Genomic DNA, 26,520 nt, shown 5'->3' on the forward strand with positions numbered 1-26,520 from the left:
CTGTACCGGAAACCGGCCAATCCACGTTCAGTGACGCATTCGCAACGATCAAATACGGAGCGAATGCGCCGGGGCACTCCCTGTAGTCGTGTGGCTGGATTTCGACTGTGGCCGAGTCTGGAGGATGGTGCCCGAGTGCCTGGTGGGTCAAGGGTTCTTCACAGGTCTTTACCGGTGATGAACGGTGACGAAAAGTGACGAACCGCAGTCACGGACCGTGGTGACCAACAGCGAGGAGCGCCGCTCAGCGGCCGAGCTGACGCAGAACCGCACGTGGGCGGTTGGTGATGATGGCGTCGATGCCCAGGTCGACGCAGAGATCCACGTCCTGGGGCTCGTTCACCGTCCACACGTGCACCTGGTGGCCGGCCGCCTTCAGGCGCTCGATGTACGCGGGGTGATTGCGCACGATCCGGATCGAGGGGCCCGCGATCCGGACACCCGCCGGCAGCCGTCCGTCGCGCAGCCGGGGTGAGAGGAACTGCAGCAGATAGACCGTCGGCAGGGTCGGTGAGGCGGCACGCACGCGATGCAGCGAGCGCGCCGAGAAGCTCATCACGCGCACGGGCGACTCGGCGGCCGACGCCGGGGCGTCAAGGCCGAACCGTTTCAGCAGCACCAGCAGCCGCTCCTCCACCTGTCCGGCCCAGCGCGTCGGGTGCTTGGTCTCGATCGCCAGCTCCACCCGCCGCCCCGCGTCGGCGACCAGCTCCAGCAGCCGCTCCAGGGTCAGTACGGAGGTGTCCTCCCGGTCCTCGGGCCGGAACTCCCAGTCGGGCTCCTCGTCGCGCGTGCGCCACAGCTCCCGGGTCTTGCGCGAGCCGAAGTCCAGGGCGGCGAGCTCCGCGAGCTCCAGCGCCGAGACCGCCCCGCGACCGTTGGACGTGCGGTTGACGCGACGGTCGTGGACGCAGACGAGATGGCCGTCCGCCGTCAGGCGCACATCGCACTCGAGGGCGTCCGCGCCGTCCTCGATCGCCTTCTTGTATGCGGCCAGGGTGTGCTCGGGGGCCTCCTCGGAGGCTCCGCGGTGGGCGACGACTTGAATCCGGTGCCGGCGTGCGTGGGTCACCGCGTCATGGTGCCACCGCAGGGGGGTAGTCGTGCGATCGGAGGAGCATAGATTGCGCCCCTTTTGCCTGTCATGGCCTATATAAAGAATGGCCCCGGACCCACAGGCACCGCTTATGGTGCCCTGACGGCTCATGGGAAAAGCTGACGGCATACAAAAGAACATGCACAGCTGCATCGCGCCGGGCCGTCGAGAACGTGAACGAGCGTGACCGAGTGCGACCGAGTGCGACCGAGAACAACAGCCGTGGACCGAGGAGAGAAGCTGTGAGCACCGAGAACGAGGGCACCGCGGTACCCCCGGCCCCGTCCGCACCCCCCGTGCCGGTGGACGCTCCCACTCCCTCGGCACCCGCCGCCCCCGAAGGGAGCGACCAGACGGCCCCGCTTCCGCCCGTACCTCCGAGCGCCCCCGGCGCGCAGGAGCACACGCAGGAGCAGCAGCCGGCGCCCGCGGGCCCGGCTCCGGACGCCTCCTGGCCGCCCCCGGCAATGCCCTCGTACGCCGAGGGCGGCGCCGGCGGTGCGGGCTCCGGCTGGGGCTCCTCGTACCAGCAGCAGCCCGCACCGAAGTCCGGCCGCGGCGGTCTCGTGGCCGCGATCCTGGTGGCCGCGCTGGTCGCCGGCGGCCTGGGCGGCGGCCTCGGTTACACGCTGGCCAAGAACAACGACGACAACACCGGTTCCACCACGGTCTCCGCCTCCACCAGCGGCGGCGCCGTCAAGCGGGACGCGGGCACGGTCGCGGGCGTGGCCGCCAGGGCGCTGCCGAGCACGGTCACCATCGAGGCCGAGTCCACCAGCGGCGAGGGCGGCACCGGCACCGGTTTCGTCTTCGACACCCAGGGCCACATCGTCACCAACAACCACGTGGTCGCGGACGCGGTCGACGGCGGCAAGCTCACGGCGACCTTCCCGAACGGCAAGAAGTACGACGCCGAGGTCGTCGGCCACGCGCAGGGCTACGACGTGGCGGTCATCAAGCTCAAGAACGCCCCGTCGGACCTCAAGCCCCTGCCCCTGGGCGACTCCGACAAGGTGGCCGTGGGCGACTCGACGATCGCCATCGGCGCCCCCTTCGGTCTGTCCAACACGGTCACGACGGGCATCATCAGTGCGAAGAACCGCCCGGTGGCCTCCAGCGACGGCTCCGGCAGCAGCAGTGCGTCGTACATGAGCGCCCTGCAGACGGACGCCTCGATAAACCCGGGCAACTCCGGCGGGCCGCTGCTGGACGCGGCGGGCAATGTCATAGGCATCAACTCCGCGATCCAGTCCACCGGCAGCGGCGGCCTCGGCGGCTCCAGCCAGTCCGGCTCGATCGGCCTGGGCTTCGCCATCCCGATCAACCAGGCCAAGTACGTCGCCCAGCAGCTGATCAAGACCGGCAAGCCGGTCTACGCGAAGATCGGCGCGTCCGTCTCCCTGGAGGACTCCTCCAGCGGCGCGAAGATCACCGAGCAGGGCGCCGGCGGCTCCGCGGCGGTCGAGTCCGGCGGACCCGCCGACAAGGCGGGCCTCAAGCCCGGTGACGTGATCACCAAGCTCGACGACCGCGTCATCGACTCCGGCCCCACCCTGATCGGCGAGATCTGGACGCACAAGCCCGGCGACCAGGTCACGATCACCTACCAACGCGACGGCAAGTCCCACACGGTCCAGCTCACCCTGGGCGCGCGGCAGGGCGACAGCTGACCTCGCGGTTCGGACCCCGGCGCGGGCCACGGCCCGCACGACACACTCAGGGCCGGTACGCTGTACCCGCTCCGCCCCTGGTGGGCGGCAGCGGGGTGGGTTGCCCGAGCGGCCTAAGGGAACGGTCTTGAAAACCGTCGTGGCGCGAGTCACCGTGGGTTCAAATCCCACACCCACCGCTGGTTGTTGAGCCTTGGTGCCGGAACCGCTTCCGGCACCAAGGCCCTCTTGCTTCACGTGGCAACAACACGCTTCCGCATCTCAGCCTGGGTTCTCCTGCCGACGTTCTTCCTCTCAGCGTGCACGTCAGGGCCCGGCGCCGAACCGGTGCACGCGAACGCGGCTTTTCCGAGCCGAACCACCACGACCGCGGCACAGCAGGAGAAGAAGCTCGGTGCAGTAGCCCGGTCGGCCCTGCAAGCCACCGCGACCGGCTCGACGGTGGCCTCCGGTCTGGAACGGGTGCCGGACGGACTGCACACTGATCCGGGCCTTTCCGCGGGCACCGCCTACCGTCTGACCGTGGTCTGTGCCGGCACCGGAACCGCCGCCATCGAGTTCGCACCGGCAGGCGCGGTGGCCAGGAAGCCGTTTTCCTGCGACGGGACGCCGGTCCTGGAACGCTTCACCGCGAAGAATGAGCAGCACGTCGACATCAACGGCGGCCGGGGCGCCACGGGGATGATTGCCTGGCGGATCGAAAGGGTGTGAGCCGGACCGGCCGGCTACAGCTCGCAGTCCCGCGCCAGCCCCTCCCAGTCCACCCCGCGCAGCGAACTCTCCGCATCGCATTCGCACGGCACCCGGGCGGTCGGCTGGAACCAGATGACCGTCAGGGCCGAGTGGTACAGGACCGGGTCGTGGGACGGGTCCAGTGCCGAGGACCGGAAGGAGCCGACGCAGGCGACGGACGGCAGGACCTCCACGGGGCCGAAGGCGCCCGCGTACTGGTCCGGGTATGCGCGCGGGGGCGGGACGAGGTGGACCGGGGTGGCGGGGGACGTGCGTGCGGCGGTGCTCAGCAGGCCCTCGATCACCATGTCGTTGACCGGCTTGCAGGGGTAGCCCGGGCAGTCCTCGGGCATGCCTGCGTACGTCGACGACAGCCGTAGCGCGGCGAGGTCGACGCGGCGGCCGGAGGAGAGGACCACGCGGGCCAGCGACATGGTCCGCGCTCTGGTGCGGTGGTGCATGGACGTCCTCTGCTCATGTGCTCCAGGTTTCGCCCGGCCTCACGGCCGGTGCCCCGTCATCCGCGCCGCCGAAGCGATCGTCGCCCGTGCCTCGCGTTCCGACAGACCGGTGTTGAGTGCCGCGTCCAGTAAGGGGGCGACCAGGGCCGGCCCGATGCCGTTCTCGTATGCGCGGCAGGCGGCCCAGAACAGACGGGTGTTGCGCTGTCCCTCGTGCGCGGCGAGGACGAACTGGACGAGGCCCTGGCCGTGGTCGCCGGCCGAGGGGTGCGTCGAGGGGTGGACCGGGCGCGGCGGCGGCAGCAGGAGACGCAGGAGGGCCGGCGGGCAGGCGGCGGGCGCGAGATGGGCCGTGCCGGGTGCCGCCGTGTAGACGCCGTGGTCGGTGCGGGAGCCGGGGCCGACGAGGTAGCCGCCGGCGCCGCGGATGTCGATGCCGGGGGCGAGCCGGCCGGCGGAGTTGGGGACGGCGGCGTCGGGCGGGCCGCTCAGCCAGAGGTGGCGGCCGCCGCTGGGGGTGAGGACGACGACCGTCTCGGGGATCGTGAAGAGGTGGCGCAGGGCGAGTTCGCGCAGGGCCGCCGAGGAGTCCGTATTGGATTTGGTGTCGAGGTCGACGCCGATCAGATGGTGGGGCGGAAGGCCGCAGGCGATGCCGTAGCCGGTCGCCCAGGGGGCCGCGGCGAACAGTTCGCGGATGCGTGCCGGGTCGGTCGAGGCGTCGTACACCCCGTGTCCGAGGCGGCCGCACTCGCCGTGGCAGGGCCGGGGGTCGGGGTCGTCGCGGTGGGGGGAGCGCAGGGCCGGGAGTTTCGTCCGGGACAGGGGGATGACGGCCAGTCCGCGTTCGGCGGCTGACAGGGCGTGTGCGAGGGCCAGCGTCGTGGCCTGCCGGTCGGTGGTGGCCATGCCTCTATTTTCGTACACGCGTTCGAAAAAAGGAAGAGGGGCTGGGTTCGACGCGCCGGGGTGCGGAGGTTGGCCGGAAAAGTGCCGGACCACTGCACCCCTTGCGGCGCTTGGGATGGAGACGCCCGGACTGTCCTGACCTGGGCGTTGAAAGTGGCGATAGGGGTTTATCGATATGTCGTAGCACTTGAGGAGGAATAGCGCGTTCCGGGGTGGTTCGCCGGGGATTCGGTGGGCAACTCTGATCTTGCGACGTCGTGCACAGCGCCGGGGCGGTCGGCCAACTGCCTTGGTAACAGCCGTACTTCACGTTGGTGTTCTGGAGGAACAACATGGCAAGCATCCGTACCGCCCGCGTCATCGCCGCAGTCTCCGCCCTTCCGCTGGCCGCCGCGCTGTTCGCCGGCGTCGCGGCGGCGGACAACGGCGCCATCGCGGACAACGGATCGAACGCGGGTGTCGCAAGCGCCGTCGGCAGCGGTGTCGGCGACGACAACAACGGCAACTCCTCGACCACACAGCAGAACGCGGTCGGCTCCGGCGCCTCGAACCAGAGCAACACCGCCCAGGTCAAGGGATCAGCGTTCACGGCCGTCAACCAGGGGAACAGGAACGTGGCCATCAACTTCACCGAACTGTGGTGAGCGGGCGCCCCTGACCCGCAAGGTCAGGGTGTGCGCTGGGGTGCAAGGGCGTCTGCGCGGCGGTACTCCGGTGCCGCCGCGCAGGCGTTTTCCCGTGCGGGCCGACGACCTTGACACTGCTCTTCATCTGACGGACAGTCAGAAACTCTGGCGGGCAACGACGGAACCCGCTCGACGGCTGCGGTGTACCAGAAGTGTCGGTGCGATGCGCGATGCAGGAGACGGCGAGGGGGCGACGATGGGCGAGGACGAGCTGGGGGCACGGCTGAAGGCCTTCGAGGGGCGGCGCGCCGCCGTGTCGGGCAGAGGCAGGGATCCCGTCAACGCACCCATGATCCGGCACTGGTGCGAGGCGATGGGGGACACCAATCCGGCCTATGCGGGCCCCGACGCCATAGCTCCTCCCACCATGCTCCAGGCCTGGACCATGGGCGGCCTCTCCGGCCACGAGGGCCGCACGGGAGACTACGACGAACTGCTCGCCCTGCTCGACGAGGCGGGCTGCACCTCGGTCGTCGCCACCGACTGCGAGCAGGAGTACCTGCGACCCCTGCGCCCCGGGGACGAGATCGCCTTCGACACGGTGATCGAGTCGGTGTCCGAGCAGAAGACGACGAAGCTGGGCAAGGGGTACTTCGTCACGACACGGACGGACGTCCGGGTGGGCCACGCCCTCATGGGCACGCACCGCTTCCGCATCCTCAAGTACGCCCCCGTACGCCGGAAAAAGCCCGAGCAGCCGGCCCGGCGCCCGCGCCCCGTCGTCAACCGTGACAACGCCGGCTTCTGGGAAGGAGTCGAGCGCCACCGGCTGCTCATCCAGCGCTGCACCGACTGCGCGACCCTCCGCTTCCCCTGGCTGCCGGGCTGCAACAAGTGCGGCGGCCCCGACTGGGACACGGTCGAGGCGAGCGGCGAGGGCACGGTGTACTCGTACGTCGTCATGCACCACCCGCCCTTCCCGGCCTTCTCCCCGCCCTACGCGGTCGCCCTCATCGAACTCGCCGAGGGCGTACGGATGATCAGCGACGTGGTCGGAGTGCCGTACGACAAGGTGCGCATCGGGATGCCCGTGCGGCTCGAATTCCAGGTGTACGACGAGGAGTTGGTGCTGCCGGTGTTCCGCGCCCGGGAGGAGGAGGCCGTATGAGGGCCGGTGAGAAGCTGCCGCCGCTGGAGATCCCGATCACCCGCACTCTGATCGTGGCCGGCGCCATCGCCTCCCGCGACTACCAGGACGTGCACCACGACGCCGAGCTGGCCCACAAGAAGGGCTCCCCGGACATCTTCATGAACATCCTGACGACGAACGGCCTGGTCGGCCGCTACATCACCGACCACTTCGGCCCGACGGCCGTGCTGCGCACAGTGGCCATACGGCTGGGAGCGCCCAACTACCCGGGGGACACGATGGTGTTGACGGGCACGGTGGAGAAGGTCGTCGAGCAGGCCGACGGCGACACGGCGACGGTCCGGGTGGTGGGGGAGAACGGCATCGGCAGCCATGTCACGGGCACGGTGACGGTCACCGTCCCCGCGCAGACCCCCGGAGGTGCCGGATGAGCGTCCGCACCCGGGACGGCCTCGGCGGGCGGGCCGCGATCGCCGGCATCGGCGCCACGGAGTTCTCCAAGGACTCGGGGCGCAGCGAGCTGCGGCTGGCCGTGGAGGCGGTGCGGGCCGCGCTGGACGACGCCGGGCTGACCCCGGGGGACGTGGACGGACTGGTCACGTTCACGATGGACACCAGCCCGGAGATCACCGTGGCCCAGGCCTGCGGGATCGGCGAACTGTCCTTCTTCTCCCGGATCCACTACGGCGGCGGCGCGGCCTGCGCGACCGTCCAGCAGGCGGCGCTCGCGGTGGCGACGGGCATCGCGGAGGTCGTGGTCTGCTACCGCGCGTTCAACGAGAGGTCGGGTCGCCGCTTCGGCTCCGGGGTGCAGCACCGGGAGCCGTCCGCGGAGGGCGCGGCACTGGGCTGGTCCCTGCCGTTCGGGCTGCTGACCCCGGCGTCCTGGGTGGCGATGACCGCGCAGCGGTATCTGCACACCCACGGGCTGACCCCGGAGGCGTTCGGGCAGGTGGCGGTGGTCGACCGCAAGTACGCGGCGACGAACCCGGCGGCGTACTTCCACGGCCGTCCGATCACCCTCGCCGATCACGCGGCCTCGCGCTGGATCGTCGAGCCGCTCAGGCTCCTGGACTGCTGCCAGGAGACCGACGGCGGCCAGGCGATCGTCGTCACCTCGGTGGAGCGGGCCCGCGATCTGCCCCATCCGCCGGCCGTGATAGCGGCGGCGGCCCAGGGTGCGGGCCGCGCGCAGGAGCAGATGACGAGCTTCTACCGCGACGACCTGACCGGCCTGCCGGAGATGGGCGTGGTCGCCCGGCAGCTGTGGCGCACCTCCGGGCTGACGCCGGCCGACATGGACGTGGCGATCCTGTACGACCACTTCACGCCGTTCGTGCTGATGCAGCTGGAGGAGTTCGGGTTCTGCGGGAAAGGGGAGGCGGCGGAGTTCGTGGCCGGGGAGTCGTTGCCGATCAATACGCACGGAGGGCAGCTCGGGGAGGCCTACCTCCATGGGATGAACGGGATAGCCGAGGGGGTGCGCCAGCTGCGCGGGACGGCCGTGAACCGAATACCGGGGGCGGGACGGGTCCTGGTCACCGCAGGCACCGGCGTGCCCACATCCGGCCTGGTCCTGACCGCGGACGGCTGAGCGGCCGGGTCCGGGAGCGCGGGTGGCGGGGCGACCCCCAGGGGTCATCCCGCAGTATCCCGGGGCCGCTCGTCCACCTACAGGAGGTGCAGCTACCTCCACCCCTACAACCTGAGGGGGACTCGGCTTCGGGACCTGCGGCCGATGAGCCGGAGGCACCCCCGCTCATAGCGTGGAGCCATGACCACACCCGTCTGCACCAGCGCGTCGACCGCTGCCGAACCGGCGGCGCTGACCCTCCCGTATCCGTCGTTCGCGTCGTACGTGAGGGCCCGGCAGCCGGTGCTGCTGCGTACCGCCCGGTCGCTGACCGCGAACCCGAGCGACGCGGAGGACCTGCTGCAGACCGCGCTGACCAAGACGTATGTCGCCTGGGAGCGGATCGAGGACCACCGTGCGCTCGACGGCTATGTGCGGCGGGCGCTGCTGAACACGCGCACCTCGCAGTGGCGCAAGCGCAGGGTCGACGAGTTCGTGTGCGAGGAGCTGCCCGAGCCGGAGCCCGTGCCCGGCGGTGACGACCCGGCCGAGCGTCAGGCACTGCACGACGCGATGTGGCGGGCGATCATGAAGCTGCCCGCCCGGCAGCGGGCGATGGTCGTCCTCAGGTATTACGAGGACCTCAGCGAGGTCCAGACCGCCGAGGTGCTGGGCGTGTCGGTGGGTACGGTGAAGTCGGCGGTGTCGCGTGCGCTGGGCAAGCTGCGCGAGGATCCTGAGCTGGGGCTTGTGCGGTAATGCGGCTACCTGGTGCCCCGGCGAGGGGTGACCTGGTGGCTATTGGGGGCCGACGTGACGCGATCGATCATCGGCACCTAGTGACATACCGCGCGGTATGTGCGCAGAATCAGCGCAACCCTTACCGCCGCGTAGGCAATGTCGCCACGGGAGGACACCGTGCTGAGCACGATGCAGGACGTACCGCTGCTGATCTCGAGGATCCTGACCCACGGGTCGACGGTCCACGGGACATCGCAGGTGACCACCTGGACCGGGGAGGGCGAGCCGCACCGCCGCTCCTTCGCCGAGATCGGAGCCCGCGCGGCCCAGCTCGCGCATGCGCTGCGCGAGGAGCTGGGGGTCGCGGACGCCGACCGGGTGGCGACCCTCGCCTGGAACAACGCCGAGCATGTCGAGGCCTACTTCGCGATCCCCTCCATGGGCGCGGTGCTGCACACGCTCAACCTCCGCCTTCCGGCCGAGCAGCTGGTGTGGATCGTCAACCACGCGGCCGACAAGGTCGTCATCGTCAACGGCTCGCTGCTGCCGCTGCTCGCCCCGCTGCTGCCGAAGCTGCCCACGATCGAGCACATCGTCGTCACCGGCCCCGGTGACCGCTCCCTCCTCGAGGGCGCGCGCCCCCAGGTGCACGAGTACGAGGACCTGATCGCGGACCGGCCGACGACCTACGACTGGCCCCAGCTGGACGAACGCCAGGCCGCCGCCATGTGCTACACCTCCGGCACCACGGGCGACCCCAAGGGCGTGGTGTACAGCCACCGTTCGATCTATCTGCACTCCATGCAGGTCAACATGACCCAGTCGATGGGACTGACCGACCAGGACACCTCGCTCGTCGTGGTCCCCCAGTTCCACGTCAACGCCTGGGGCCTGCCGCACGCCACCTTCATGACCGGCGTCAACCTGCTGATGCCGGACCGTTTCCTGCAGCCGGCGCCGCTCGCCGAGATGATCGAGTCCGAGCGCCCGACCCATGCCGCGGCCGTCCCCACCATCTGGCAGGGCCTGCTCGCCGAGCTGACCGCCAAGCCGCGCGACGTCTCCTCCCTCACCCAGGTGACCATCGGCGGCTCGGCCTGTCCGCCCTCCCTCATGGAGGCCTTCGACAAGCTGGGCATGCGGGTCTGTCACGCCTGGGGCATGACCGAGACGTCCCCGCTCGGCACGGTCGCCCGCCCGCCGGCCCATGCGGTCGGCACCGAGGAGGAGTTCGCGTACCGCCTGACGCAGGGCCGTTTCCCGGCCGGCGTCGAGGCCCGCCTCAGCGGCCCCGGCGGTGAGCGCCTCCCCTGGGACGGCGAGTCCGCCGGCGAGCTGGAGGTCCGCGGCAACTGGATCGCGGGCGCCTACTACAACGGCCCCGACGCCGAACCCCTGCGCCCGGCCGACAAGTTCAGCGAGGACGGCTGGCTGAAGACGGGGGACGTCGGCACGATCTCCCCCGAGGGCTTCCTCACCCTCACCGACCGCGCCAAGGACGTCATCAAGTCCGGCGGCGAGTGGATCTCCTCCGTCGACCTCGAGAACGCCCTGATGTCCCACCCGGACGTCGCCGAGGCGGCCGTGGTCGCCGTTCCCGACGAGAAGTGGGGCGAACGCCCGCTGGCCACGGTCGTGTTGAAGGAGGGCGCCACGGCCGACTTCGAGACCCTGCGCGCCTTCCTCGCCGACGAGGGGCACATCGCCAGGTGGCAGCTCCCGGAGCGCTGGACGATCATCGAGGCGGTGCCGAAGACGAGCGTGGGCAAGTTCGACAAGAAGGTGCTGCGCAGGCAGTACGCGGAGGGGGCACTGGACGTGACCAAGCTCTGAGCGAAGGCCCCCGGCACCGCTTACCGGGGCCGGGGGCCAGAGCTGTCACCGCCGTATGGGGGGCGTCCACCGGCCGCCGTACGGCGCCCTTCATCACGGCGGCGTCCACCGCCCGCCGTACGCGGGGCGTCATCGCCGTACGGCGGTGGTCCCCCACCCCAGCACCAGCCACAGCCCCGCCACCGCGCACACCCCGCCCCAGCCCCAGTGGCCGAAGGCGAGGCCGGCCAGGGCCGAGGCGGTGGCGCCGCCGGCGAAGCCTGCGACGACGTAGGCGCTGTTGGCGGTGGCCGGGGCCGAGGTGGTGGTGAGGGCGAGGGTCTGGTTGGCGACGTGGGAGGCGACGAGGGCCGCGTGAACGGCGATCGCGGCCACGAACAGGGCGGCGATCATGTGCCCGCCCAGCCAGAACAGCGGCACGGACACGGCGGCGAGCAGATACGCCGACCGTACGACCTTGGCGGCGCCGAAGCGGTCGACCAGTCCGCCGGCCAGGGGCGCCACCGCGCTCGCGGTGAGCCCGAAGAGGCCGAACAGACCGGCGGCCGCGGTGGACAGGCCGTAGGACTCGCCGGTCAGCAGCAGGGCGAGCGAGGTCCACAGGGCGCTCCAGGCGCCGTACATCCCCGCCTGGCGTATGCACGCCCGCCACAGGTCCGGCGAGTGGCGCACGACGGACGGCATGGCGGCGAGGCCCGAGAAGAGCGAACCCTGGCGGCGGGGCGTCTCCGCGGGGAGGACACGCGCGGTCGCGAGCCCCAGTACGGCGGTCAGCGCCGCCGCGCCCACGAAGGCCGTCCGCCAGCCGAAGGCCTGACCGACCAGGCCGCCGAGCACACGAGCGGCCACGATGCCGGCGAACAGACCGGAGATGACGGCGGCGACATGCCGGGCGCGGCGGTCGGCGGGGGCGCGTGCGGCGACCAGCGGGACGAGGAGCTGGGGGACCACCGTGGCCGCGGAGGCGACCAGCACGGCGGCCGCGAGCGCGGTCGTCCCGGCCGCCGTGGCACCAGTGACCAGGGCCGCGGCGGTGACCAGGGACAGGACGGCGACCAGACGGCGCCGGTTCACGCTGTCGCCGAGCGGGGCGAAGAAGAGCAGGCCGGCCGCGTAGCCGAACTGCGCGACGGAGGCGATCCAGGCGACCGCGGAGGGGGTCGAGCCGAAGTCGTGGGCGATGAGGGGGAGCAGGGGCGCCGCGAGATAGATGTTGGCGGCCGTGACGGCGGTGCACAGGGCGATGAGGGGCAGGAGCAGGCGTGATGCGCCCGCCGGCGCCGGAGCGGCGGTCCGGACCGGTTGTGCTGCGGTGGTGGACTGCATAGCGGACGGACTCCTTCGAGTTCTTCGGCTCTTCGGCTCTTCGGTTCTTTTGGTTCTCAGGTTCTTCGAGTCAGCTCCAACAACTAACTGGTTGGTTGGAAGGAAGAACACCGTGCACCTCCCGCCGATTCCCTGTCAACCAAATAGTTGGTTACCGACCTCGGAGCGGTACCCTGCCCCCATGGCAGTCAGAGACCCCGAGGCCACCAGGGCCCGGATCTTCGAGGCGGCGGTCGCCGAGTTCGCCGCCCACGGCATCGCCGGGGCCCGCATCGACCGCATCGCCGCCGCGGCCAAGGCCAACAAGCAGCTGATCTACGCCTACTTCGGCAACAAGGCAGCGCTGTTCACCCAGGTCCTGGGGAAGGTCATGCTCGACCTGGCCGCGGCCGTCCCCGTCGACCCGGACGACATCGAGGGCTGGATCGACCGCCTGATGGACTACCACGAGGCCCACCCCGAGGTGCTGCGCCTGCTCTTCTGGGAGGGCCTGGAGTACGGCACCACCGACCTGCCGGACGAGGCCGAACGCCAGGAGCACTACCGCCGCAAGGTGGCGACCCTGGAGGACGGCCAGGCCCGCGGCGTCATCACGGCCGCCATCCCGCCCCGCGACCTGCTCCTCCTGCTGACCGCGCTGGCCAACTGGGCCGTCGTCGTCCCGCAGATGCGCCGCATCCTCGCGGGCACCGACGACACCGACCGCGACCGCCTGCGCACCTCGATCAAGGAGGCGGCACGCAGGCTCGTCGCGAAGTAGCGAAGCAGCCCTGACCGGGGCCTAGTTGGTCCCGATCCGCGACAGCAGATCGACGATCCGGCTCTGCACCTCGCTGCTGGTGGACCGCTCGGCGAGGAACAGGACGGTCTCGCCGGAGGCCAGCCGCGGCAGGTCGGCCTGATCGACGGCGGCGGTGTAGACGACGAGTGGGGTGCGGTTGAGCTGCCCGTTCGCCCGCAGCCAGTCGATGATCCCGGCCTGGCGCCGGTGCACCTGCATCAGGTCCATCACCACCAGGTTGGGCCGCAGCTGCCCCGCCAGCGTCACCGCGTCCGCATCGCTCGCGGCCCGCGCCACCTGCATCCCGCGCCGCTCCAGCGTCGCGGTCAGCGCCAGCGCGATCTCCGCGTGCTCCTCGATCAGCAGCACCCGAGGCGGATGCTGCTCGCTGTCCCGCGGCGCGAGCGCCTTCAGGAGCACGGCGGGGTCGGCGCCGTACGCCGCCTCGCGCGTCGCCTGCCCGAGCCCCGCGGTCACCATGATCGGCACCTCGGACGCCACCGCCGCCTGCCGCAGCGACTGCAGCGCGGTCCGCGTGATCGGCCCGGTCAGCGGGTCCACGAACAGCGCGGCGGGGAAGGCGGCGATCTGCGCGTCGACCTCCTCGCGCGACTGCACGATCACCGGCCGGTAGCCGCGGTCGCTGAGCGCCTGCTGGGTCGTCACGTCCGGCGCGGGCCACACCAGCAGCCGCCGCGGGTTGTCGAGCGGCTCCGGCGGCAGCTCGTCGTCCATCGGCACCGGGCGCGGGGTGTCCGCGATCTCCACGGCCCCACCGGGACCGTCCAGCGGCTCCGGCCCCTCGGCCGCGTTCTCGTCCGGCGCCCCTATGGCATAGGACCGCCCGGTGCCCTCGGTCATCTGCGCCAGCCGCGACTGCCCGGCCATCGAAGGCTGGGGCTGTGCCGGTACGGGCGTCTGTTCGGCCGCCGGGTGCGGACGGGCCGCCTGCTCCGGGCCCGCGGCGGGCTCGGTCCGGTTGCCCAGCTTGCGACGCCGACCGGAACCGCTCGGGTTGTGCGGCGCGGGCGTGGACGACGGCTGCTGCACCTGCGCGGCCTGCCGCGTGAACGGCACCCCCTGGCCCAGCGTCCGCACGCTGATCGCCTGGCCCTGCGTGGAGTTCGGGTCGACGGGGGCGGCCGGCGCGGCGGCTGCTTCGGCGGGAAGCGGCTGGGCCGGGCGGGCCGGTGCCGCGGGGGCCTCCGGGGGCTGCGGAGTGCCGGGGGCCGGGGTGGACTGACCGGGGGCCGCCTCCACGGGCGCTGCGGGAAGCGGCTGAGCGGTGGCGGCCGGTGCGGTCTGGCCGGTGCCGTTCTGCCCGGCGGCCGCCTGATCGGGAACGGGCGCGGCCTGCTGCACCGGCGCCCCCTGCCCTGCGGTCTGCCCGCCGGCCTCCTGCGCTCCGGGCTGCGCCACGGCACGGCGACGGCGACCCGTCGGCGCGCTCGTGGGGTGCGGCTGCGGCGGAGTGTGGTCGCCGGACTGGTCGTGCGGAACGGCATCGTGACGACCGTCGTCGACCAGGCCGTCACCGGAAGCATCCTGGCCGCCCTGCGCGGGAACCTGCGGCTGCGCGGGGACCTGCGGCTGAACAGGGACCTGCGACTGCCCGGGGACCTGCGGCTGAACAGGGGCCTGCGGCTGAACAGGAACCTGAACCGGCGCCTGCCCCTGCGCAGGTACGGCTGCCTGCCCAGGCACCGGCGCCTGCCCCTGCGTACCCGCGGCGGGAACCCGGTCCGCCTCCGCCGGCGGCAGGGCGAACACCGAACGCGGGGCCGCCTCCTGCGCGGCGGCGCGGTCGTTCGCGGCGGCCAGGGCGCGACGGCGGCGCCCGGTCGGCTCGCCGTTCTCGGCATTCAGTGCGGCTACGGCCTGCCCGGCCTGGACCGGCTGCTCGGCCGACGCGGGGCCCGCGGGCAGCGCCGCGGGCAGGGCGGGCTGCGCGCCGCCGTCCCGTCGCGCACGCCGGCCGCCGGGCGCGGGCACGCCCTGCGGCGGAACCGTCCCGCCCAGCCCCGTACCGACGGCCGCGGTCCCGGCGCCGTGCTCGCCGGCCATCACGACGGCACCCTCGGCGACACCGTCACCGGCGTCGGCCGGCCGCCCACGCCGCCGCCCGGTACCACCGGAAAGCTCCAGCGCTGCCGAGGCCGCGGCGGCCGCCGACTCCTCCACCGCCCGCCTGCGACGCCGCCCGGTGGGCACACCGCCCTCCGCGTCACCGGCCTCCGCCGGCCCCTCGCTCTCCAGGAACGCGTCGACGGAGGACCGCCGGCCATGCCGCCGCCCGCCACCGTAGGTCTGGTCGGAAGCGACACCCTCGTCGGACTCGGCACCCGGAACCTCGACCGGACCGTCGGCCGCAACGGCCCCGGCCCCGCCCCCGATGGGCACCTCCAGCACATACGCGCTGCCGCTCATCCCGGGCACTTCGTGCGTCTGCAGCACACCGCCATGAGCCCGCACGATCCCGCGCACGATCGGCTCGTGCACCGGGTCTCCCCCGGCATACGGCCCGCGCACCTCGATCCGTACGACCTCACCGCGCTGCGCGGCGGCCACGACGACCGTGTTGTCCATGTAACCGCCCGCCGACACGGGCGCGTTGCCGGTCGCGTCGACACCGGCGACGTCCGCGACCAGATGGGCGAGCGCACTCGCGAGGCGCTGCGGGTCGACCTCGGCCTCGATGGGCGGCGCGTGCACGGCGAACTGCACCCGGCCGGGCCCGATCAGCTCGACGGCCCCGTCGACACCGGCGGCGACCACCGCGTCGAGCATGACCTTCGTACGAGTGATCTGCTCGCTCCCGGCGTCGAGCAGCTGATAGCCGAGGACGTTGTCGATGAGCGTGGTGATCCGCGAGTAACCGGCCGACAGGTGGTGCAGCACCTGGTTGGCCTCCGGCCACAGCTGGCCGGCGTCGTCGGCGGCGAGGGCGGCCAGCTCGCGCCGCAGTTCGTCCAGCGGTCCGCGCAGCGACCGGCCCAGCAGGGTCAGCAACTGCTCGTGCCGCCCGGCAAGGGCCTCGAAACGGTCCTTCTCCCGCTCGCCGAGTGCGGCATACCGCTCCTCGCCCGCCGCGAGCTCCTCGTCGTGCTGTTCCTGCAGCGCTTCGACCTCGGTGACGTGCTTCTGACGCAGAGCGGTGAGCTCGGAGGCGTGCTCCTCCTCGATCCGTTCCAATTCCTGCGCGTGCCGCTTCTCGACGGCGGCCTTCTCCTCGGCGAGCGCGTCGTACGGCCGCCGGTCGGCGAAGGTCATCACGGCACCGACGAGCTGGTCCCCGTCGCGCACCGGTGCGGTGGTCAGATCGACGGAGACCTTGTCCCCGCCCTTGGAGAACAGCACCTGCCCGCGCACCCGGTGCTTGCGCCCGGAGCGCAGGGTGTCGGCGAGCGCGGACTCCTCGTACGGGAAGGGGGAGCCGTCGGCTCGCGAGTGCAGCACGAGGGCGTGCAGCTCCTTGCCGCCGAGATCACTGGCCCGGTAACCCAGTATCTGAGCGGCGGCCGGATTGACGAGGACGATGCGCCCGTCCGTGTCGGTCCCGACCACACCCTCGGACGCGGCCCGCAGGATCATCTCGGTCTGCCGCTGCGAACGCGCCAGCTCGGCCTCGGTGTCCACGGTCCCGGTCAGGTCGCGCACGACGAGCATCAGCAGCTCGTCGCTGCTGTAGCCGTAACCGTCGTAGGCCTGCTGTCCGTTCTCGAGGTTGGCGCTGGTGACCTCGACGGGGAACTCCACCCCGTCGGTCCGCCGCGCGATCATCCGGGTGGGCTTGGTCCGGCCGGCGGGGTCCATGTGATCGGGCCGCCGCATGGACCCCGGGATCAGCTTGGAGTCGAACTGCGGCAGCAGATCGAGGAGCCCCCGACCCACCAGTGCGGTCCCGGGCGCTTCAAAGGCCTCGAGCGCGATCGTGTTCGCGTTGACGACGGTCCCATTGGCGTTGACCAGCACCAACGCATCGGGAAGCGCGTCGAGTATGGCTGCGAGGCGAGCAGCGCCTCGGGATGGCCTGCTGCTCACGAGACGCTTCCTCCCTGTTACCGCACCTTGCCGACCGCTCGGGCCATCTTGCCAACCGGCCCGCGACGTGTCACGCGAGGGAGTCTAAGGGCAGTGGTTGCGCTCGCGACGCCGGATGAGAGGGAGGTCGCACGACGAGTTGAAGTAGAACGTGTGCCCGCATCCTCTGGCCTGCGCAGGGCTTCGCGAGACCTTCGCCAGACCCTTACGGAGTTCTGGGTTTCCCGGGCAAAAACCCCGTGCGAGTCCCTACGTGCCAACGTCCCTACGGCTGCCCCTGGGGCCGCAGATCGGGCAGCAACGGCACGAGCCGGTCCCAGCGCCCGATCTGGCATCCGTCGCTGCGGTCGTACGAAGCGTCGACGGGCCGCCCGGCCCACCTCCCGGTGACATGCGCGGTGGCGGGCCCGCCGTACTGCATGGTGCAGACGCTGCCCTCGGGGACGGGCGCGAAGGTGTCCCTGCCCCACCGGGCGACACGATCGAGCATCTCGCACGCACCGCTGACATCGGGATGGTCGCCGCTTGCGGGATGGCAGTACAGCTCGTACGTCCCGTCCGTACCGTCGCCCGCGTGCCGGACGGTGACGGTGAGGTGGTCGCCGACCCGGTCCTCGTCCTGCACGGGCGGCGGTGCGAGGCCGGGGCGGCCGACGTCGGCGTGGGCGACGGCGGGCACGACGGAGGCGGCGGCGGTGGCGGCGACGACGAGAATCCGAGCGAACATGCCCTGACTAACGCCCCACCGTCCCGGTCGGCACGGAACCCTCGGCACGGACGCGTCGGCACGGACCGGAAGGGCTTTGCTCTGCGGCCTGCCTGCCTAGTACCGTGGGAGTCGATTGGTGACAGCACGCTCGACTGTGTCATCATCTGCACGCACCACTCGCGCTCGCGCGGGCGGCTGTGCTGGAGGCGTCGCCTAGTCCGGTCTATGGCGCCGCACTGCTAATGCGGTTTGGGCCTTAAAGCCCATCGAGGGTTCAAATCCCTCCGCCTCCGCGCAAGATCACCGAAGCCCCGGTCCGAGCGACCGGGGCTTCGTCGTTCCCAGAACTGCCCGCAGAGGCGTTTCCGCAGGTCACAAGGGGTGTGGCAAACGGATTTCACATGGCGGCGGCAGTCATGTAATGTTCTTCCTGTCGCCGCGAGCGGGCCGAAAGGACCAGGACCGGCGGGAAAACAAAACAAGCACTCGTAGCTTAACGGATAGAGCATCTGACTACGGATCAGAAGGTTGCAGGTTCGAATCCTGCCGAGTGCACACAGGTCAAAGCCCCCTCGGGATCATTCTGGAGGGGGCTTTTTCGTGCCGTACAGCAGCGAAGTACAGCAACGGCTGATGTCAGCGGTTGATGTCGTCAGCCGTCAGTCCGTGATCCGCCCATCGCTTCGGACAGCTTGCCGAGTGCGGCGCGTACCTCCTCCTCGCTCGCTTCCGCGTAGACCTCCATCGTCATGGCGATCTGCGAGTGCCGGAGGATGCGCTGTGCCACCTTCGGGTGGACCTTCAGGGCGACCAGGAGCGAGCTGCAGGTGTGCCGGGTGTTCCGGAGCGGGATGACCCGGAGACCGGCACGGCGGGCGCGCAGGGCGAACATGCGGGTGAGGTTGCCGGGTTCGATCGGCGTCCCGTACTTCGTGGTGAAGACCAGGCCGCGGCTGTCCTGCCAGAGCTCCCCAGCCGCCTTCCGATCCCCGTCCTGCTGAGCGCGGCGCATGCGGAGCGCCTTGAGGCAGAACTCCGGGAGGGGAAGGAAGTCGTCGGACTCTTCGGTCTTCGTCTCTCGGTGCAGGATCTGACGGCCTGCCCGCTGAATCTGGTGATCCACGTACAGCTCCCCCGTCTCGAAGTCGATCGACTTCCACGTGAGGCCGAGGACTTCACCACGGCGGAGCCCGAGGCAGAGCACCAGAACCCAGGCCCCGAACAGCGGATCTTCCCGAGCCAGGGAATCGGCGAGGAAGCGGCCCGCTTCGACGACGGACCAGGGCTTGATCCGGCGCCGACGAGGCTTCGGGACCTTGACGAGCGAGGCCACGTTCTTGCTGATCTCCTCCTCGGTCACGGCGTGGGTGAGCGCGGCTCGCAGGGCGTCGCGCGCCGCCTGGACGACGCGCCGGGACGGGTACGCCTCACAGCACTCCCCGACGGCACAGCAACGCTGCCGTTCCTTGGACCGCTTGGCGTCCTTGCCCTGCGCGCAGCACTGGCAGATGCCAGCCAACTTGGTCAGCCACTCGCGCACGTCCCGGACGGTCAGCTTGTCGAGTCGCTTCGTGCCCAGATGCGGAGTGATGTAGAGCCGTACCGAGCCCTCGTACGAGACGTACGACAGCGGGGCGAGGTTGGGCTTCACAATCGAGTCGAGCCAGTAGGAGAGGAACGCCGCCACCGTGCGGTGACGAGTCTGTACCGGACCTTTGGTGGCTTCGTTGTGGAGCTTGATCCACTTCTCGTGGGTCTCGTCGCGTGTCTTGCCGTAGACGTACTTCCGCTTGCGGTCGCCCTCTGGGGTGGTGACCCAGACGTAGGCTGCGAAGCCGCTCTTGTACGGGTAGATGGACCCCTCCCCGTTGGCTCGCTTCCCGCTCATGCCGCCCATCCCTCGTCATCGGCCGCGCAGCGGTTCACGTATTCGTCGACCCAAGCGGGGAGGATGCGCCGGTTGCGGCCGACCTTCACAGAACGGATCTCGCCGCTAAGGACGAGCGCCTTTGTCTTGGAGAGGCCGAAGCCGAGCATCTCGGCGACCTCGGCCGTCGTGTGCCACTTGCGCTGGATCGTCACCGTGGTCACTTGGTCGGTTCTCCTTCCGTTCCGGGGGCGGGTTCGAGGGATGCAGCAAGCCAGGCTTCGGCGGAGGACAGGCCGGTTCCGGCGAAGACCCAGTGCGCTAGGACGTACGTCGTCTCGGGCTCGCGGTCGTTGGCTGTGGCCGCTGCGGCCTGTGCGCGGCGCCATTCGGCGCGGGCGTCTCGGAGGGCGCCGAGGGTGGTGGAGTAGCGGCGGGACTTGGTGGAGAAGTGGCCGCGGAAGCCGAGCATGTGGGCCCAGGCGCGCAGGCGGAGGTGTTCGAGGCTCTTGCGTGCGCCGAGGTCCCAGGCCGTTCGGATCAGGCGGCGTGCGTGGTTGCTGATGTCGAGTTGGGCGAGTTCGGCGGCGAATTTCAGGGGGCGGTCGAGAGCTCCTGTGGCGGTTTCGGCGCCCTTGGTGGCGTACTTGGCGATGTACGCGGCGACGGCGCGCTCGGTCAGTTCTTGGCCGTCGTTGAAGTCGGCGGATCGGATGGTGCGGACGTCGAGTTGACGGCCGAAGACGAAGGAGTGCGTACGGCCGTCGATGACCGGGCCGTCCACGCGGACCTTGCGTGCAGCCGCTCGTATGGCATCGGTGAGCAGTGCGGCGGTGGCCCAGGGAGGAGGCGGGGTGTCGCCGCCAGTGGGGCCGTCGATGCGGATGACCGCGTGGAAGTGGACGGCGCCGCGCTTCTGGTACTCGGCGACCTTGGCGAACGACACGCGTGCGTGGTCACGGAAACGGCGCTGCGAGAGCCCCGCGCGCTTGGCGACCTCCCGGCGCAGATAGGTCGAGAAGCGTCGCCACAGTGCACCGGCATGGGCGTTCCAGAGCACGGCCGCTTCGTAGTCGTACGTGTCAGGGTCGAGCGGGGTGCCAAGCGTCTCGTCCTCCTGGCCGTGGTGGACGCCGCAGCGGCAAGTACGTCCGCTGGAAGGACGGTTGTGGACCGGGCCGAAGCTCGGTGCGGTGAAGGTGGCGAAGACGCGCGGGTGAGTGGCGACGTGCTCCGGGATGCCCTTGCCGCCGTGCAGGCCCGAGGCGATCAGGTGGAAGGTGTCGCGGCGGTAGACCTCCGCGCAGGCCGGGCAGCGGGTGGTACGGCGGTTGTTGCAGCGGACGAGGAGTTGGCCGGCCGGGAGCTCGGTCGAGTCGAGGCGATGGAGGACGGCGCCGACCTCACCGGTCGTGGTGTCGACGTCGTACTCGGTGCGGTGGCCGTCGAGGCGGATCGGATGCGTGCAGCCGCCGAGGGTGGAGAGCTGGCGGAGGATACCCGGGAGCGTGCCCTGGGCGGCCAGGTTCGCGACTTCCGGGAGTGGGGCCGGAGTGGTGCGGGTGAAGATGGCGGTTCTCCTTCTGGCTGGCTCGGTCGGGAGGAACAGGCCCCGGGGCGGCGAGATGCTTGGTCGTGTGCCGCCGCCCCGGTGGCCGAGGCGGGGCTCAGCGCCGGTTGTGGTCGCGCAGCATCGAGCGCAGGACGACGGCCGCGACAGCGACGGAGATGGCCGTGACGGCGACGGCGGCCAGGAGCGCGGTGAGGACGACTCCGCCGACGAGCACGACCGCGACGGTGTTCTTGTCGATCGAGACCGACGGGAGCGAGCGCGGTATGGGCGCCGGGTCGGTCGGGGCGTGGGTGTGCGCGGGCGGCGGGGTCGGGTTGTCGGGGTACTTGGGAAGGAACACGGCGAACCCTTTCTCATCTACTCGTCTAGTTATGTGTGCCGTTTATGACGTCCACGCCGGAGCGCGTGCCGGACTCGATGGCGGGCGCCATGAAGGTGTGGGACAGCCAGAAGCCGAAGAGGGCGATCAGGACGACGACCCAGGTACGGACGCCGAGGAACTTGACCGCTCCCCAGGCGAAGAGGCCGAGGACGAACACGAGCGGGAGGCTGACGGTCACGGTCTTCCGGGTCCTTTCAGCGCACGGGGCAGCGGTGGGTGCGGGCGGCCAGTTCGGCGGCGGCGCGGCTGTCGTAGTCGGCGGAGAAGCCGCAGCGTGGTGCAGTGCAGGCGGCGGTGTGCTTCTCGCGGCCCCGGTTGTCGTACGACGTTGCGACCTGGACAGGGCCGATGCGGGTGACGTTGCGGAAGCGGCGGTTGGCGGTCATGCGGCGGCCCTCCCTTCAGAGTTGGGCGGCGATGGCTTCGGCCATGGGGGCCGGGACGCCGAGGCGGGCGCGGAGGGTGGGGGTGTCGATCGGGGCTCCGGTGCGGGTGTGGTGCTCGGCGGCGACCTTGCGCGCGTGCTCGACCAGGGCGGCCGGGACCGGTACGGCTGGACGCTCGGGTGCCTCGATGGCGGGGTAGGCAGGTGATTCGGGGGCGGGTTCGGGCGCGTGCTCCTGGTCCCCGGTCACCTCGACGTCGTGGTCGGTGGCGTTGTCCGGTGGGGTGGGAGAGGAGTGGGCGAGGAGGGTGCCGCCGAGGAAGGCGACGGCGGGCCAGCCCGCGACGAGGATGCGCAGCCAGGCCGGCACGTGGGTCATGTCGAGCAGTCCGGCAGTGGCGACGTTGGCGCCGAGGGAAGCGGTCAGGGCGATGACGAACCAGCACCAGGAGGACGCTTTGCCGCCCCCTGTGCGCAGTCGACGCCAGGCGGCGACGAGCAGCAGGTCAACACTGATCGGATAGGCCCACGCTTTCCAACCCGCCTGTCCGGCCGCCACAGCGATGTCGTGCAGGTGGGCGAAGGACAACGCGGCGGCAATGAGCGCCTGGACGAGCACCGCGTCGACACGGGCCAGTTGGGCGCGCATGAGGGGCTCCTTTTCGGGTTCAGGCATGGGAGGGGTAGGGACGTGGCGTGAGGCGGTCACGCCGACCGGGGTGAGGGTGGTGGCTCAGTCGGTCACCGGGCGTGGCTTGACGACCGGGGCCGGGGCCTCGACCGGTCGTACGGGTACGTCGGGCCGGAAGGGCTTGAGCGCGGGCAGGTCGGGAACCAGGTGCGCCGACTCTCGGCAGATCTCGGCGGCGTCGCCGAGGGAGAGATAGGGAGTACGGATGCGGGACCAGCCGCCGGAGGTGTCACCGGCCACGGCCAGGCCGGGCAGTTCAGGTGCGATGGCGCAGGCGGCGTAGACCGCTTCCGGGGCGATGTCGCCGAGCGCCATCTTGGCGGAGGCTTCGTCGTTGACGCGGTGGCAGACTCGGCCGGTCAACTGGGCTCGGAGCATGGTGGCACCCTTGCCGAGTTCGGCGCCGAAGCGCTGACCGCAGACCTCCAGGTAGATGCCGGCGGCGCGGCCGAGTTGGGCGAGCCGGATGAGTTGGGTGACCATCTCGTCGCGCCGCTCCTCGTCCTTGCGGGTGGCGACGAGGAAGAGTTCGGCGACCTCATCGACAAACAGGACCATCGGCGTGGGGCGTTCGCGCTCGGGCAGCCCCCAGATATCGGAGGTGATCTCCTCGTCCGGGGTGTCCGGGGCGATGCCCTGCCGCGACTTGATCAGGTCGTATCGGTCCTCCATTTCCTTGACGAGCACGGGCAGCAGCTCGGCCGCCTGCTCCTGGTCGGTGGCGAGCGCCGAGAGCCGGGCCGCGAACGGCGCCAGTTCCACCCCGCGCTTGCAGTCGATACCGACCAGAGCGACCGGCTGCCGCGCGAGTCCGGTGATCAGATGGCGCAGGTACATGGACTTGCCCGACAGCGTGGCACCGAGGGTGAGTTGGTGCGGGATGGTGCGGTAGTCGCGCACGAAGGGCATGGCGTCCTCCCGCAGCGCGACCGGCACCTTGAGGAAGCCGCCAGCAACCTTGCGGGGCATCCGGACATTCCGCAGGACGTCGTATCCGACGAGCCGCAGTTCGACGACGCCGGGCTTGACGGTGGTGACGTACACGGCGTGAACGCCCCAGGCATGCCGCAGCCGTTCGGCCGAGGCCGCGACGTCGGCGGGTTCCTGCCCCGGCGCAAGCCTCAGCCGAAGACGCAGCCCGGTCGAAGTGGGCCGGATGAGACCCCGCCGAGGCGGAACCGGCCGCACCTCACGGCGGGTGGTGGCCTTGACGGCGAGGACCCGCAGCCGGGACGGCGCCACGGTCAGACCACAGGCCTCCATGACCGAGCCGTACGAGCCGAGCAGCCGGGCCGTGGATATCGGCAGGCCGACCGTGGACCAGTACACGCCCGGGTGCTTGGCGCGGGCGTAGGCGGCCCCGCCGCCGAGTGCGGCGACAGGACCACCCACCTCCAGAAGCGTCGTCAGGTCGGACATCAGGCGGCAGCCTGGGTGTCAGTCCCGGTGACGGCCGGGAAAGCGGCCGGGGTGACGGCGGCGGCGCGGAAGGCGATGCCGTGTCGCTGCTGCCCGTTGAACACGGACTCCCACGGCCGGGCGACCAGCCCCGGCAGCGAGACCGGCGCACCGAGCGCCAGCCCCTCGGACACACCGCTCTCGGGAACGGTGACCTTGATGAGCGACGACTCCCCGTCCTCGATGTGGACGACGCCCAGCGTCATCAGCGCCTCGCCGCTGACAGCGTCCTTCGCGATCTCGCCCGTCTGACGGTCGCGGACCTTGGGCTCGGGAGCCTCGGTCAGCAGAATCGTCGCGGTCGAGGTCTCAACACGGATGGTACGCAAGGGACTTCCCCTATCTACTCGTCTATACATGTAGCGGTCTGCGAACCCGATCGCCGGGAACGTGCGGACCACCCTGCCACACAACTTGCCCACTCGTCTATACGAGTATGCACGTTGGGGTGTACGAGTTCGGGAGAACGTCCCCGCGCACCACCGCAAACCATGACGGATCAGGTCGCCGGAAGCTGGTACGACAGCACGTACGCGTCCGCCGCCATGACCGTGTCGCAGACCTCCACGGCTCGCCCCTCGGTGTCGAAGGCGGTCCGGATGAGATGAATGACCGGCACGCCGGAGGCCAGCCGGAGCGTCTTCACCTCTGCCGGCGAGGGCATCCGGGCCCGGATCTCCTCCTCGAAGTGGTCGAGGCGGTGGCCGAGTTCTTCGAGGCGGGCGTAGATGCCGCCGGGTCCGGGGTTGGGTTCGGCGATCTGCGTACCGCGGGCGATGTCGAGGGGCAGGTAGGAGGTGGCGAACTCGACCGGCCGCCCATCGAGCAGATACCGCCGCCGCCGGGCGAGCACCCGCCGCACGGACCCGAGCCGGGCGGAGACGTCCGGACTGGCCTTCTCCTCCTTCACCTCCAGCGAGTCGACCTGGGGGTGACTGCCGGCCGCATCGGCCTCGACGATGAAGGCGGACTTGCCCTGCTCCCTATGCCGGCGCGCGAACCGGTCCGAGGCGAGACGCCGTACAGGCGGCCGGGGCCGGACGAAGACGCCCTTGCCGTGCTCGGCGTGCACGAGCCCTTCCCCCTGAAGGATGGAGAAGGAGTTCCGGACCGTCATCCGGGATACCCCGTAGTGCTCGACGAGGTCAGCTTCCGAGGGCAGCTTGTCGCCCTCGTGGAATCGCCCACGGTCGATGGCCTCGCGCAGCTGGTCGGCGATCTGCCTAAAGACCGCACGATCACTCGTGGGGTCCAGGTCGCCGAGGAGGCCGGAAGGAAGAGAAGGGCTCACGCGTGTACTCCTTTAGGTATCTAGACGTGTGGGCGAGTCTTGTTGCTACGGTGGAGAGCCTAGCCAGCCGAGAGGGCCGAGGAACGTGAGCACCGACCGTCCGCACTCCGTGAGCGTCGCCGGAGTCATCGTCGACGCCCAAGGTCGCGCCCTCCTGATCCAGCGCCGCGACAACGCCAAGTGGGAACCCCCGGGCGGCGTCCTCGAACGCGGGGAAACCATCCCCGAGGCCCTCCAGCGCGAAGTCCTCGAAGAAACCGGCATCAAGATCGCGCTTCCCGCGACCCTGACCGGCGTCTACAAGAACATGACGGGCCTGATCGTCTCGCTGGTCTTCCGCTGCGAAGCCGCCGACGGCGTGCCCACCACCGGCGACGAGACCCGCGCCCTGCGTTGGGCCACCCGTGAAGAAGTATCCGAACTCGCCGACGAGGCGTACGCAATCCGCGTCCTCGACGCACTCGACGCGACGTCCCCGCCGGCCATCCGCGCCCACGACGGCGTGAAACTCGTCTAGCCCGAACCCGCTGCACATGGCGGCCTACCAGCACGAAGGAACTTGTATGCACGAGTATACGGGTACAGCACGGGTCTGGGGGCTCACTTGCCCAGGATTTCCGGAAGAGGTCAGCCGGGCCCGCCGCTGGACCCGCGACATCCTGCGCGACTCGCCCTTAGCAGAGGACGCCGAACTGATCGTGAGCGAACTGAGCGCCAACGCGATCCTCCACACCGCCAGCGGCCAGGACTCCGGCAGCTTCCACCTGGCCCTCGCGGTATCCCCGCAGATCATCGCCCTGTCCGTCACCGACGACGGAGGCACCGGCACGGCCCCGAAGATCGAGCACCAGGACCAGGAGGCCGAGCACGGCCGGGGCCTGAGCATGGTCAGCATGATCGCCCACCGGGTCGTGGTCCACGACAGCGACGGCGGCCACACCATCACCGCGGAACTCTTCACCGACACCCGCAGGGGAGGTCACCCGTGCTGATAGACAAGCCCCTGCACGGCTTCTGGTGCGAATGCTGGACCGAAGACCTCACCGACGACGCAGGACAGCCGACACTCCGGGCATCCTTCGACGCCTACACGGCACCTCAGGCCGACCGATGGGTCGCAATCACCCTCCTGAGGGGCCACGAAGTTTCCGGACAGGCACCCAATAGGGTTGTCCTGAACAAGGAAACGAGGAAGAAGTGGCGCCACCCAGTAAGTATTCGCCGG

Annotated in this window: 27 protein-coding genes, 3 tRNA genes and 1 pseudogene; 15 read left to right on the forward strand and 16 right to left on the reverse strand. The window is 70.6% G+C overall.

Going from position 1 to position 26,520, the window contains the following annotated elements; genetic code table 11:
• Positions 1 to 244: 244 nt before the first annotated feature.
• Positions 245 to 1,072 carry a glycerophosphodiester phosphodiesterase gene (locus ACWCRD_RS07150; RefSeq protein WP_450964911.1) on the reverse strand — a complete coding sequence of 276 codons (828 nt, stop codon included), beginning with the start codon at positions 1,070 to 1,072 and terminating at the stop codon, positions 245 to 247.
• Between the two features lie 266 nt (positions 1,073 to 1,338).
• Here ACWCRD_RS07150 and ACWCRD_RS07155 point away from each other — a divergent pair, with 266 nt between their 5' ends.
• The 3 genes from ACWCRD_RS07155 (at position 1,339) to ACWCRD_RS07165 (ending at position 3,477) form a co-directional block, all read left to right on the forward strand.
• Positions 1,339 to 2,766 (forward strand): S1C family serine protease, encoded by a 1,428-nt coding sequence (locus tag ACWCRD_RS07155; protein WP_450964912.1) that lies wholly within the window; start codon positions 1,339 to 1,341, stop codon positions 2,764 to 2,766.
• A 94-nt stretch (positions 2,767 to 2,860) separates the two neighbouring features.
• Positions 2,861 to 2,945 (forward strand) — tRNA-Ser (locus tag ACWCRD_RS07160).
• Between the two features lie 7 nt (positions 2,946 to 2,952).
• Positions 2,953 to 3,477 (forward strand): hypothetical protein, encoded by a 525-nt coding sequence (locus ACWCRD_RS07165; protein ID WP_450964913.1) that lies wholly within the window; start codon positions 2,953 to 2,955, stop codon positions 3,475 to 3,477.
• Positions 3,478 to 3,491: 14 nt separating this feature from the next.
• Here the strand turns inward: ACWCRD_RS07165 and ACWCRD_RS07170 are convergent, their stop codons facing one another.
• On the reverse strand, positions 3,492 to 3,959 hold the full coding sequence (locus tag ACWCRD_RS07170) for a hypothetical protein (protein WP_450964914.1): 468 nt from the start codon (positions 3,957 to 3,959) through the stop codon (positions 3,492 to 3,494).
• Between the two features lie 39 nt (positions 3,960 to 3,998).
• Complete coding sequence (locus ACWCRD_RS07175) at positions 3,999 to 4,868, reverse strand: bifunctional DNA primase/polymerase (protein ID WP_450964915.1); 870 nt, start codon at positions 4,866 to 4,868, stop codon at positions 3,999 to 4,001.
• A gap of 332 nt (positions 4,869 to 5,200) precedes the next feature.
• Here ACWCRD_RS07175 and ACWCRD_RS07180 point away from each other — a divergent pair, with 332 nt between their 5' ends.
• The 6 genes from ACWCRD_RS07180 to ACWCRD_RS07205 all read left to right on the forward strand — a co-directional run bounded on the left by ACWCRD_RS07180 (position 5,201) and on the right by ACWCRD_RS07205 (position 10,791).
• Entirely contained in the window at positions 5,201 to 5,512 is a 312-nt protein-coding gene (locus ACWCRD_RS07180; RefSeq protein WP_450964916.1) for a hypothetical protein, read from the forward strand.
• A gap of 238 nt (positions 5,513 to 5,750) precedes the next feature.
• Positions 5,751 to 6,662 carry a bifunctional MaoC family dehydratase N-terminal/OB-fold nucleic acid binding domain-containing protein gene (locus tag ACWCRD_RS07185; protein WP_450964957.1) on the forward strand — a complete coding sequence of 304 codons (912 nt, stop codon included), beginning with the start codon at positions 5,751 to 5,753 and terminating at the stop codon, positions 6,660 to 6,662.
• Positions 6,659 to 7,075, forward strand: coding sequence for a MaoC family dehydratase (locus ACWCRD_RS07190; protein WP_450964917.1), 417 nt, complete (start codon positions 6,659 to 6,661; stop codon positions 7,073 to 7,075). Before ACWCRD_RS07185 ends, ACWCRD_RS07190 begins: the two co-directional genes overlap by 4 nt.
• Positions 7,072 to 8,238, forward strand: coding sequence for a lipid-transfer protein (locus tag ACWCRD_RS07195; RefSeq protein WP_450964918.1), 1,167 nt, complete (start codon positions 7,072 to 7,074; stop codon positions 8,236 to 8,238). Before ACWCRD_RS07190 ends, ACWCRD_RS07195 begins: the two co-directional genes overlap by 4 nt.
• A 180-nt stretch (positions 8,239 to 8,418) precedes the next feature.
• Positions 8,419 to 8,976, forward strand: coding sequence for a SigE family RNA polymerase sigma factor (locus ACWCRD_RS07200; protein WP_450964919.1), 558 nt, complete (start codon positions 8,419 to 8,421; stop codon positions 8,974 to 8,976).
• A 138-nt stretch (positions 8,977 to 9,114) separates the two neighbouring features.
• Positions 9,115 to 10,791 (forward strand): long-chain fatty acid--CoA ligase, encoded by a 1,677-nt coding sequence (locus ACWCRD_RS07205; protein WP_450964920.1) that lies wholly within the window; start codon positions 9,115 to 9,117, stop codon positions 10,789 to 10,791.
• 129 nt (positions 10,792 to 10,920) lie between these two features.
• Here the strand turns inward: ACWCRD_RS07205 and ACWCRD_RS07210 are convergent, their stop codons facing one another.
• Positions 10,921 to 12,117, reverse strand: a complete 1,197-nt coding sequence (locus ACWCRD_RS07210; RefSeq protein WP_450964921.1) for an MFS transporter — start codon at positions 12,115 to 12,117, stop codon at positions 10,921 to 10,923.
• A gap of 181 nt (positions 12,118 to 12,298) precedes the next feature.
• On the opposite strand from ACWCRD_RS07210, the gene ACWCRD_RS07215 reads away from it, so the two are divergent.
• On the forward strand, positions 12,299 to 12,877 hold the full coding sequence (locus tag ACWCRD_RS07215; protein WP_450964922.1) for a TetR family transcriptional regulator: 579 nt from the start codon (positions 12,299 to 12,301) through the stop codon (positions 12,875 to 12,877).
• Positions 12,878 to 12,898: 21 nt separating this feature from the next.
• On the opposite strand, the gene ACWCRD_RS07220 is transcribed toward ACWCRD_RS07215, so the two are convergent.
• A complete protein-coding gene (locus ACWCRD_RS07220) occupies positions 12,899 to 16,939 on the reverse strand; it encodes a PAS domain-containing protein (RefSeq protein ID WP_450964923.1) in 4,041 nt (1,346 codons plus the stop codon).
• A gap of 265 nt (positions 16,940 to 17,204) precedes the next feature.
• Entirely contained in the window at positions 17,205 to 17,666 is a 462-nt protein-coding gene (locus ACWCRD_RS07225) for an SSI family serine proteinase inhibitor (protein ID WP_450964924.1), read from the reverse strand.
• Between the two features lie 184 nt (positions 17,667 to 17,850).
• On the opposite strand from ACWCRD_RS07225, the gene ACWCRD_RS07230 reads away from it, so the two are divergent.
• Together ACWCRD_RS07230 and ACWCRD_RS07235 are read left to right on the forward strand one after the other, a co-directional pair.
• Positions 17,851 to 17,941, forward strand: a tRNA-Ser gene (locus ACWCRD_RS07230).
• A 189-nt stretch (positions 17,942 to 18,130) separates the two neighbouring features.
• A tRNA-Arg gene (locus ACWCRD_RS07235) sits at positions 18,131 to 18,203 on the forward strand.
• Between the two features lie 97 nt (positions 18,204 to 18,300).
• Here ACWCRD_RS07235 and ACWCRD_RS07240 read toward each other — a convergent pair.
• The 10 genes from ACWCRD_RS07240 to ACWCRD_RS07285 all read right to left on the reverse strand — a co-directional run bounded on the left by ACWCRD_RS07240 (position 18,301) and on the right by ACWCRD_RS07285 (position 25,295).
• On the reverse strand, positions 18,301 to 19,545 hold the full coding sequence (locus tag ACWCRD_RS07240) for a site-specific integrase (protein ID WP_450964925.1): 1,245 nt from the start codon (positions 19,543 to 19,545) through the stop codon (positions 18,301 to 18,303).
• Complete coding sequence (locus ACWCRD_RS07245) at positions 19,533 to 19,739, reverse strand: helix-turn-helix domain-containing protein (protein WP_365840627.1); 207 nt, start codon at positions 19,737 to 19,739, stop codon at positions 19,533 to 19,535. Before ACWCRD_RS07245 ends, ACWCRD_RS07240 begins: the two co-directional genes overlap by 13 nt.
• Positions 19,736 to 21,040: a replication initiator gene (locus ACWCRD_RS07250; RefSeq protein WP_450964958.1), complete on the reverse strand. Its 1,305-nt coding sequence runs from the start codon at positions 21,038 to 21,040 to the stop codon at positions 19,736 to 19,738. The genes ACWCRD_RS07245 and ACWCRD_RS07250 overlap by 4 nt, the downstream gene beginning before the upstream one ends.
• Positions 21,041 to 21,182: 142 nt before the next feature.
• Positions 21,183 to 21,428 carry a SpdD protein gene (locus tag ACWCRD_RS07255; RefSeq protein ID WP_450964959.1) on the reverse strand — a complete coding sequence of 82 codons (246 nt, stop codon included), beginning with the start codon at positions 21,426 to 21,428 and terminating at the stop codon, positions 21,183 to 21,185.
• A gap of 25 nt (positions 21,429 to 21,453) precedes the next feature.
• Positions 21,454 to 21,648: a hypothetical protein gene (locus ACWCRD_RS07260; protein WP_450964926.1), complete on the reverse strand. Its 195-nt coding sequence runs from the start codon at positions 21,646 to 21,648 to the stop codon at positions 21,454 to 21,456.
• A 16-nt stretch (positions 21,649 to 21,664) separates the two neighbouring features.
• The gene (locus ACWCRD_RS07265; RefSeq protein WP_450964927.1) at positions 21,665 to 21,856 is read right to left on the reverse strand and encodes a mobile element transfer protein; all 192 of its coding nucleotides are present in this window, start codon (positions 21,854 to 21,856) and stop codon (positions 21,665 to 21,667) included.
• A 15-nt stretch (positions 21,857 to 21,871) separates the two neighbouring features.
• Positions 21,872 to 22,504, reverse strand: coding sequence for a DUF2637 domain-containing protein (locus ACWCRD_RS07270; RefSeq protein ID WP_450964928.1), 633 nt, complete (start codon positions 22,502 to 22,504; stop codon positions 21,872 to 21,874).
• An 84-nt stretch (positions 22,505 to 22,588) separates the two neighbouring features.
• Positions 22,589 to 23,965, reverse strand: coding sequence for an FtsK/SpoIIIE domain-containing protein (locus tag ACWCRD_RS07275; RefSeq protein ID WP_450964929.1), 1,377 nt, complete (start codon positions 23,963 to 23,965; stop codon positions 22,589 to 22,591).
• A complete protein-coding gene (locus ACWCRD_RS07280) occupies positions 23,965 to 24,333 on the reverse strand; it encodes an SCO3933 family regulatory protein (RefSeq protein WP_450964930.1) in 369 nt (122 codons plus the stop codon). Before ACWCRD_RS07280 ends, ACWCRD_RS07275 begins: the two co-directional genes overlap by 1 nt.
• A gap of 170 nt (positions 24,334 to 24,503) precedes the next feature.
• Positions 24,504 to 25,295, reverse strand: a complete 792-nt coding sequence (locus ACWCRD_RS07285) for a GntR family transcriptional regulator (protein ID WP_450964931.1) — start codon at positions 25,293 to 25,295, stop codon at positions 24,504 to 24,506.
• 109 nt (positions 25,296 to 25,404) lie between these two features.
• On the opposite strand from ACWCRD_RS07285, the gene ACWCRD_RS07290 reads away from it, so the two are divergent.
• The 3 genes and pseudogenes from ACWCRD_RS07290 to ACWCRD_RS07300 all read left to right on the forward strand — a co-directional run.
• The gene (locus tag ACWCRD_RS07290; RefSeq protein ID WP_450964960.1) at positions 25,405 to 25,812 is read left to right on the forward strand and encodes an NUDIX hydrolase; all 408 of its coding nucleotides are present in this window, start codon (positions 25,405 to 25,407) and stop codon (positions 25,810 to 25,812) included.
• Between the two features lie 46 nt (positions 25,813 to 25,858).
• Positions 25,859 to 26,287 (forward strand): ATP-binding protein, encoded by a 429-nt coding sequence (locus tag ACWCRD_RS07295; protein WP_450964932.1) that lies wholly within the window; start codon positions 25,859 to 25,861, stop codon positions 26,285 to 26,287.
• Positions 26,281 to 26,520 (forward strand): annotated as a pseudogene (locus tag ACWCRD_RS07300) (hypothetical protein); the annotation flags it as partial. The gene ACWCRD_RS07295 and the pseudogene ACWCRD_RS07300, both read left to right, overlap by 7 nt.

This window comes from Streptomyces sp. NPDC002092 (assembly GCF_053593775.1).

Bases quoted from the DNA above. Each gene is read 5' to 3' on its own strand.
- ACWCRD_RS07170 (WP_450964914.1), bottom strand. From the start codon at position 3,959: ATGCACCACCGCACCAGAGCGCGGACCATGTCGCTGGCCCGCGTGGTC.
- ACWCRD_RS07175 (WP_450964915.1), bottom strand. From the start codon at position 4,868: ATGGCCACCACCGACCGGCAGGCCACGACGCTGGCCCTCGCACACGCC.
- ACWCRD_RS07180 (WP_450964916.1), top strand. From the start codon at position 5,201: ATGGCAAGCATCCGTACCGCCCGCGTCATCGCCGCAGTCTCCGCCCTT.
- ACWCRD_RS07185 (WP_450964957.1), top strand. From the start codon at position 5,751: ATGGGCGAGGACGAGCTGGGGGCACGGCTGAAGGCCTTCGAGGGGCGG.
- ACWCRD_RS07190 (WP_450964917.1), top strand. From the start codon at position 6,659: ATGAGGGCCGGTGAGAAGCTGCCGCCGCTGGAGATCCCGATCACCCGC.
- ACWCRD_RS07195 (WP_450964918.1), top strand. From the start codon at position 7,072: ATGAGCGTCCGCACCCGGGACGGCCTCGGCGGGCGGGCCGCGATCGCC.
- ACWCRD_RS07200 (WP_450964919.1), top strand. From the start codon at position 8,419: ATGACCACACCCGTCTGCACCAGCGCGTCGACCGCTGCCGAACCGGCG.
- ACWCRD_RS07205 (WP_450964920.1), top strand. From the start codon at position 9,115: ATGTCGCCACGGGAGGACACCGTGCTGAGCACGATGCAGGACGTACCG.
- ACWCRD_RS07210 (WP_450964921.1), bottom strand. From the start codon at position 12,117: ATGCAGTCCACCACCGCAGCACAACCGGTCCGGACCGCCGCTCCGGCG.
- ACWCRD_RS07215 (WP_450964922.1), top strand. From the start codon at position 12,299: ATGGCAGTCAGAGACCCCGAGGCCACCAGGGCCCGGATCTTCGAGGCG.
- ACWCRD_RS07225 (WP_450964924.1), bottom strand. From the start codon at position 17,666: ATGTTCGCTCGGATTCTCGTCGTCGCCGCCACCGCCGCCGCCTCCGTC.
- ACWCRD_RS07240 (WP_450964925.1), bottom strand. From the start codon at position 19,545: ATGGGCGGCATGAGCGGGAAGCGAGCCAACGGGGAGGGGTCCATCTAC.
- ACWCRD_RS07265 (WP_450964927.1), bottom strand. From the start codon at position 21,856: ATGACCGCCAACCGCCGCTTCCGCAACGTCACCCGCATCGGCCCTGTC.
- ACWCRD_RS07270 (WP_450964928.1), bottom strand. From the start codon at position 22,504: ATGCGCGCCCAACTGGCCCGTGTCGACGCGGTGCTCGTCCAGGCGCTC.
- ACWCRD_RS07275 (WP_450964929.1), bottom strand. From the start codon at position 23,965: ATGTCCGACCTGACGACGCTTCTGGAGGTGGGTGGTCCTGTCGCCGCA.
- ACWCRD_RS07295 (WP_450964932.1), top strand. From the start codon at position 25,859: ATGCACGAGTATACGGGTACAGCACGGGTCTGGGGGCTCACTTGCCCA.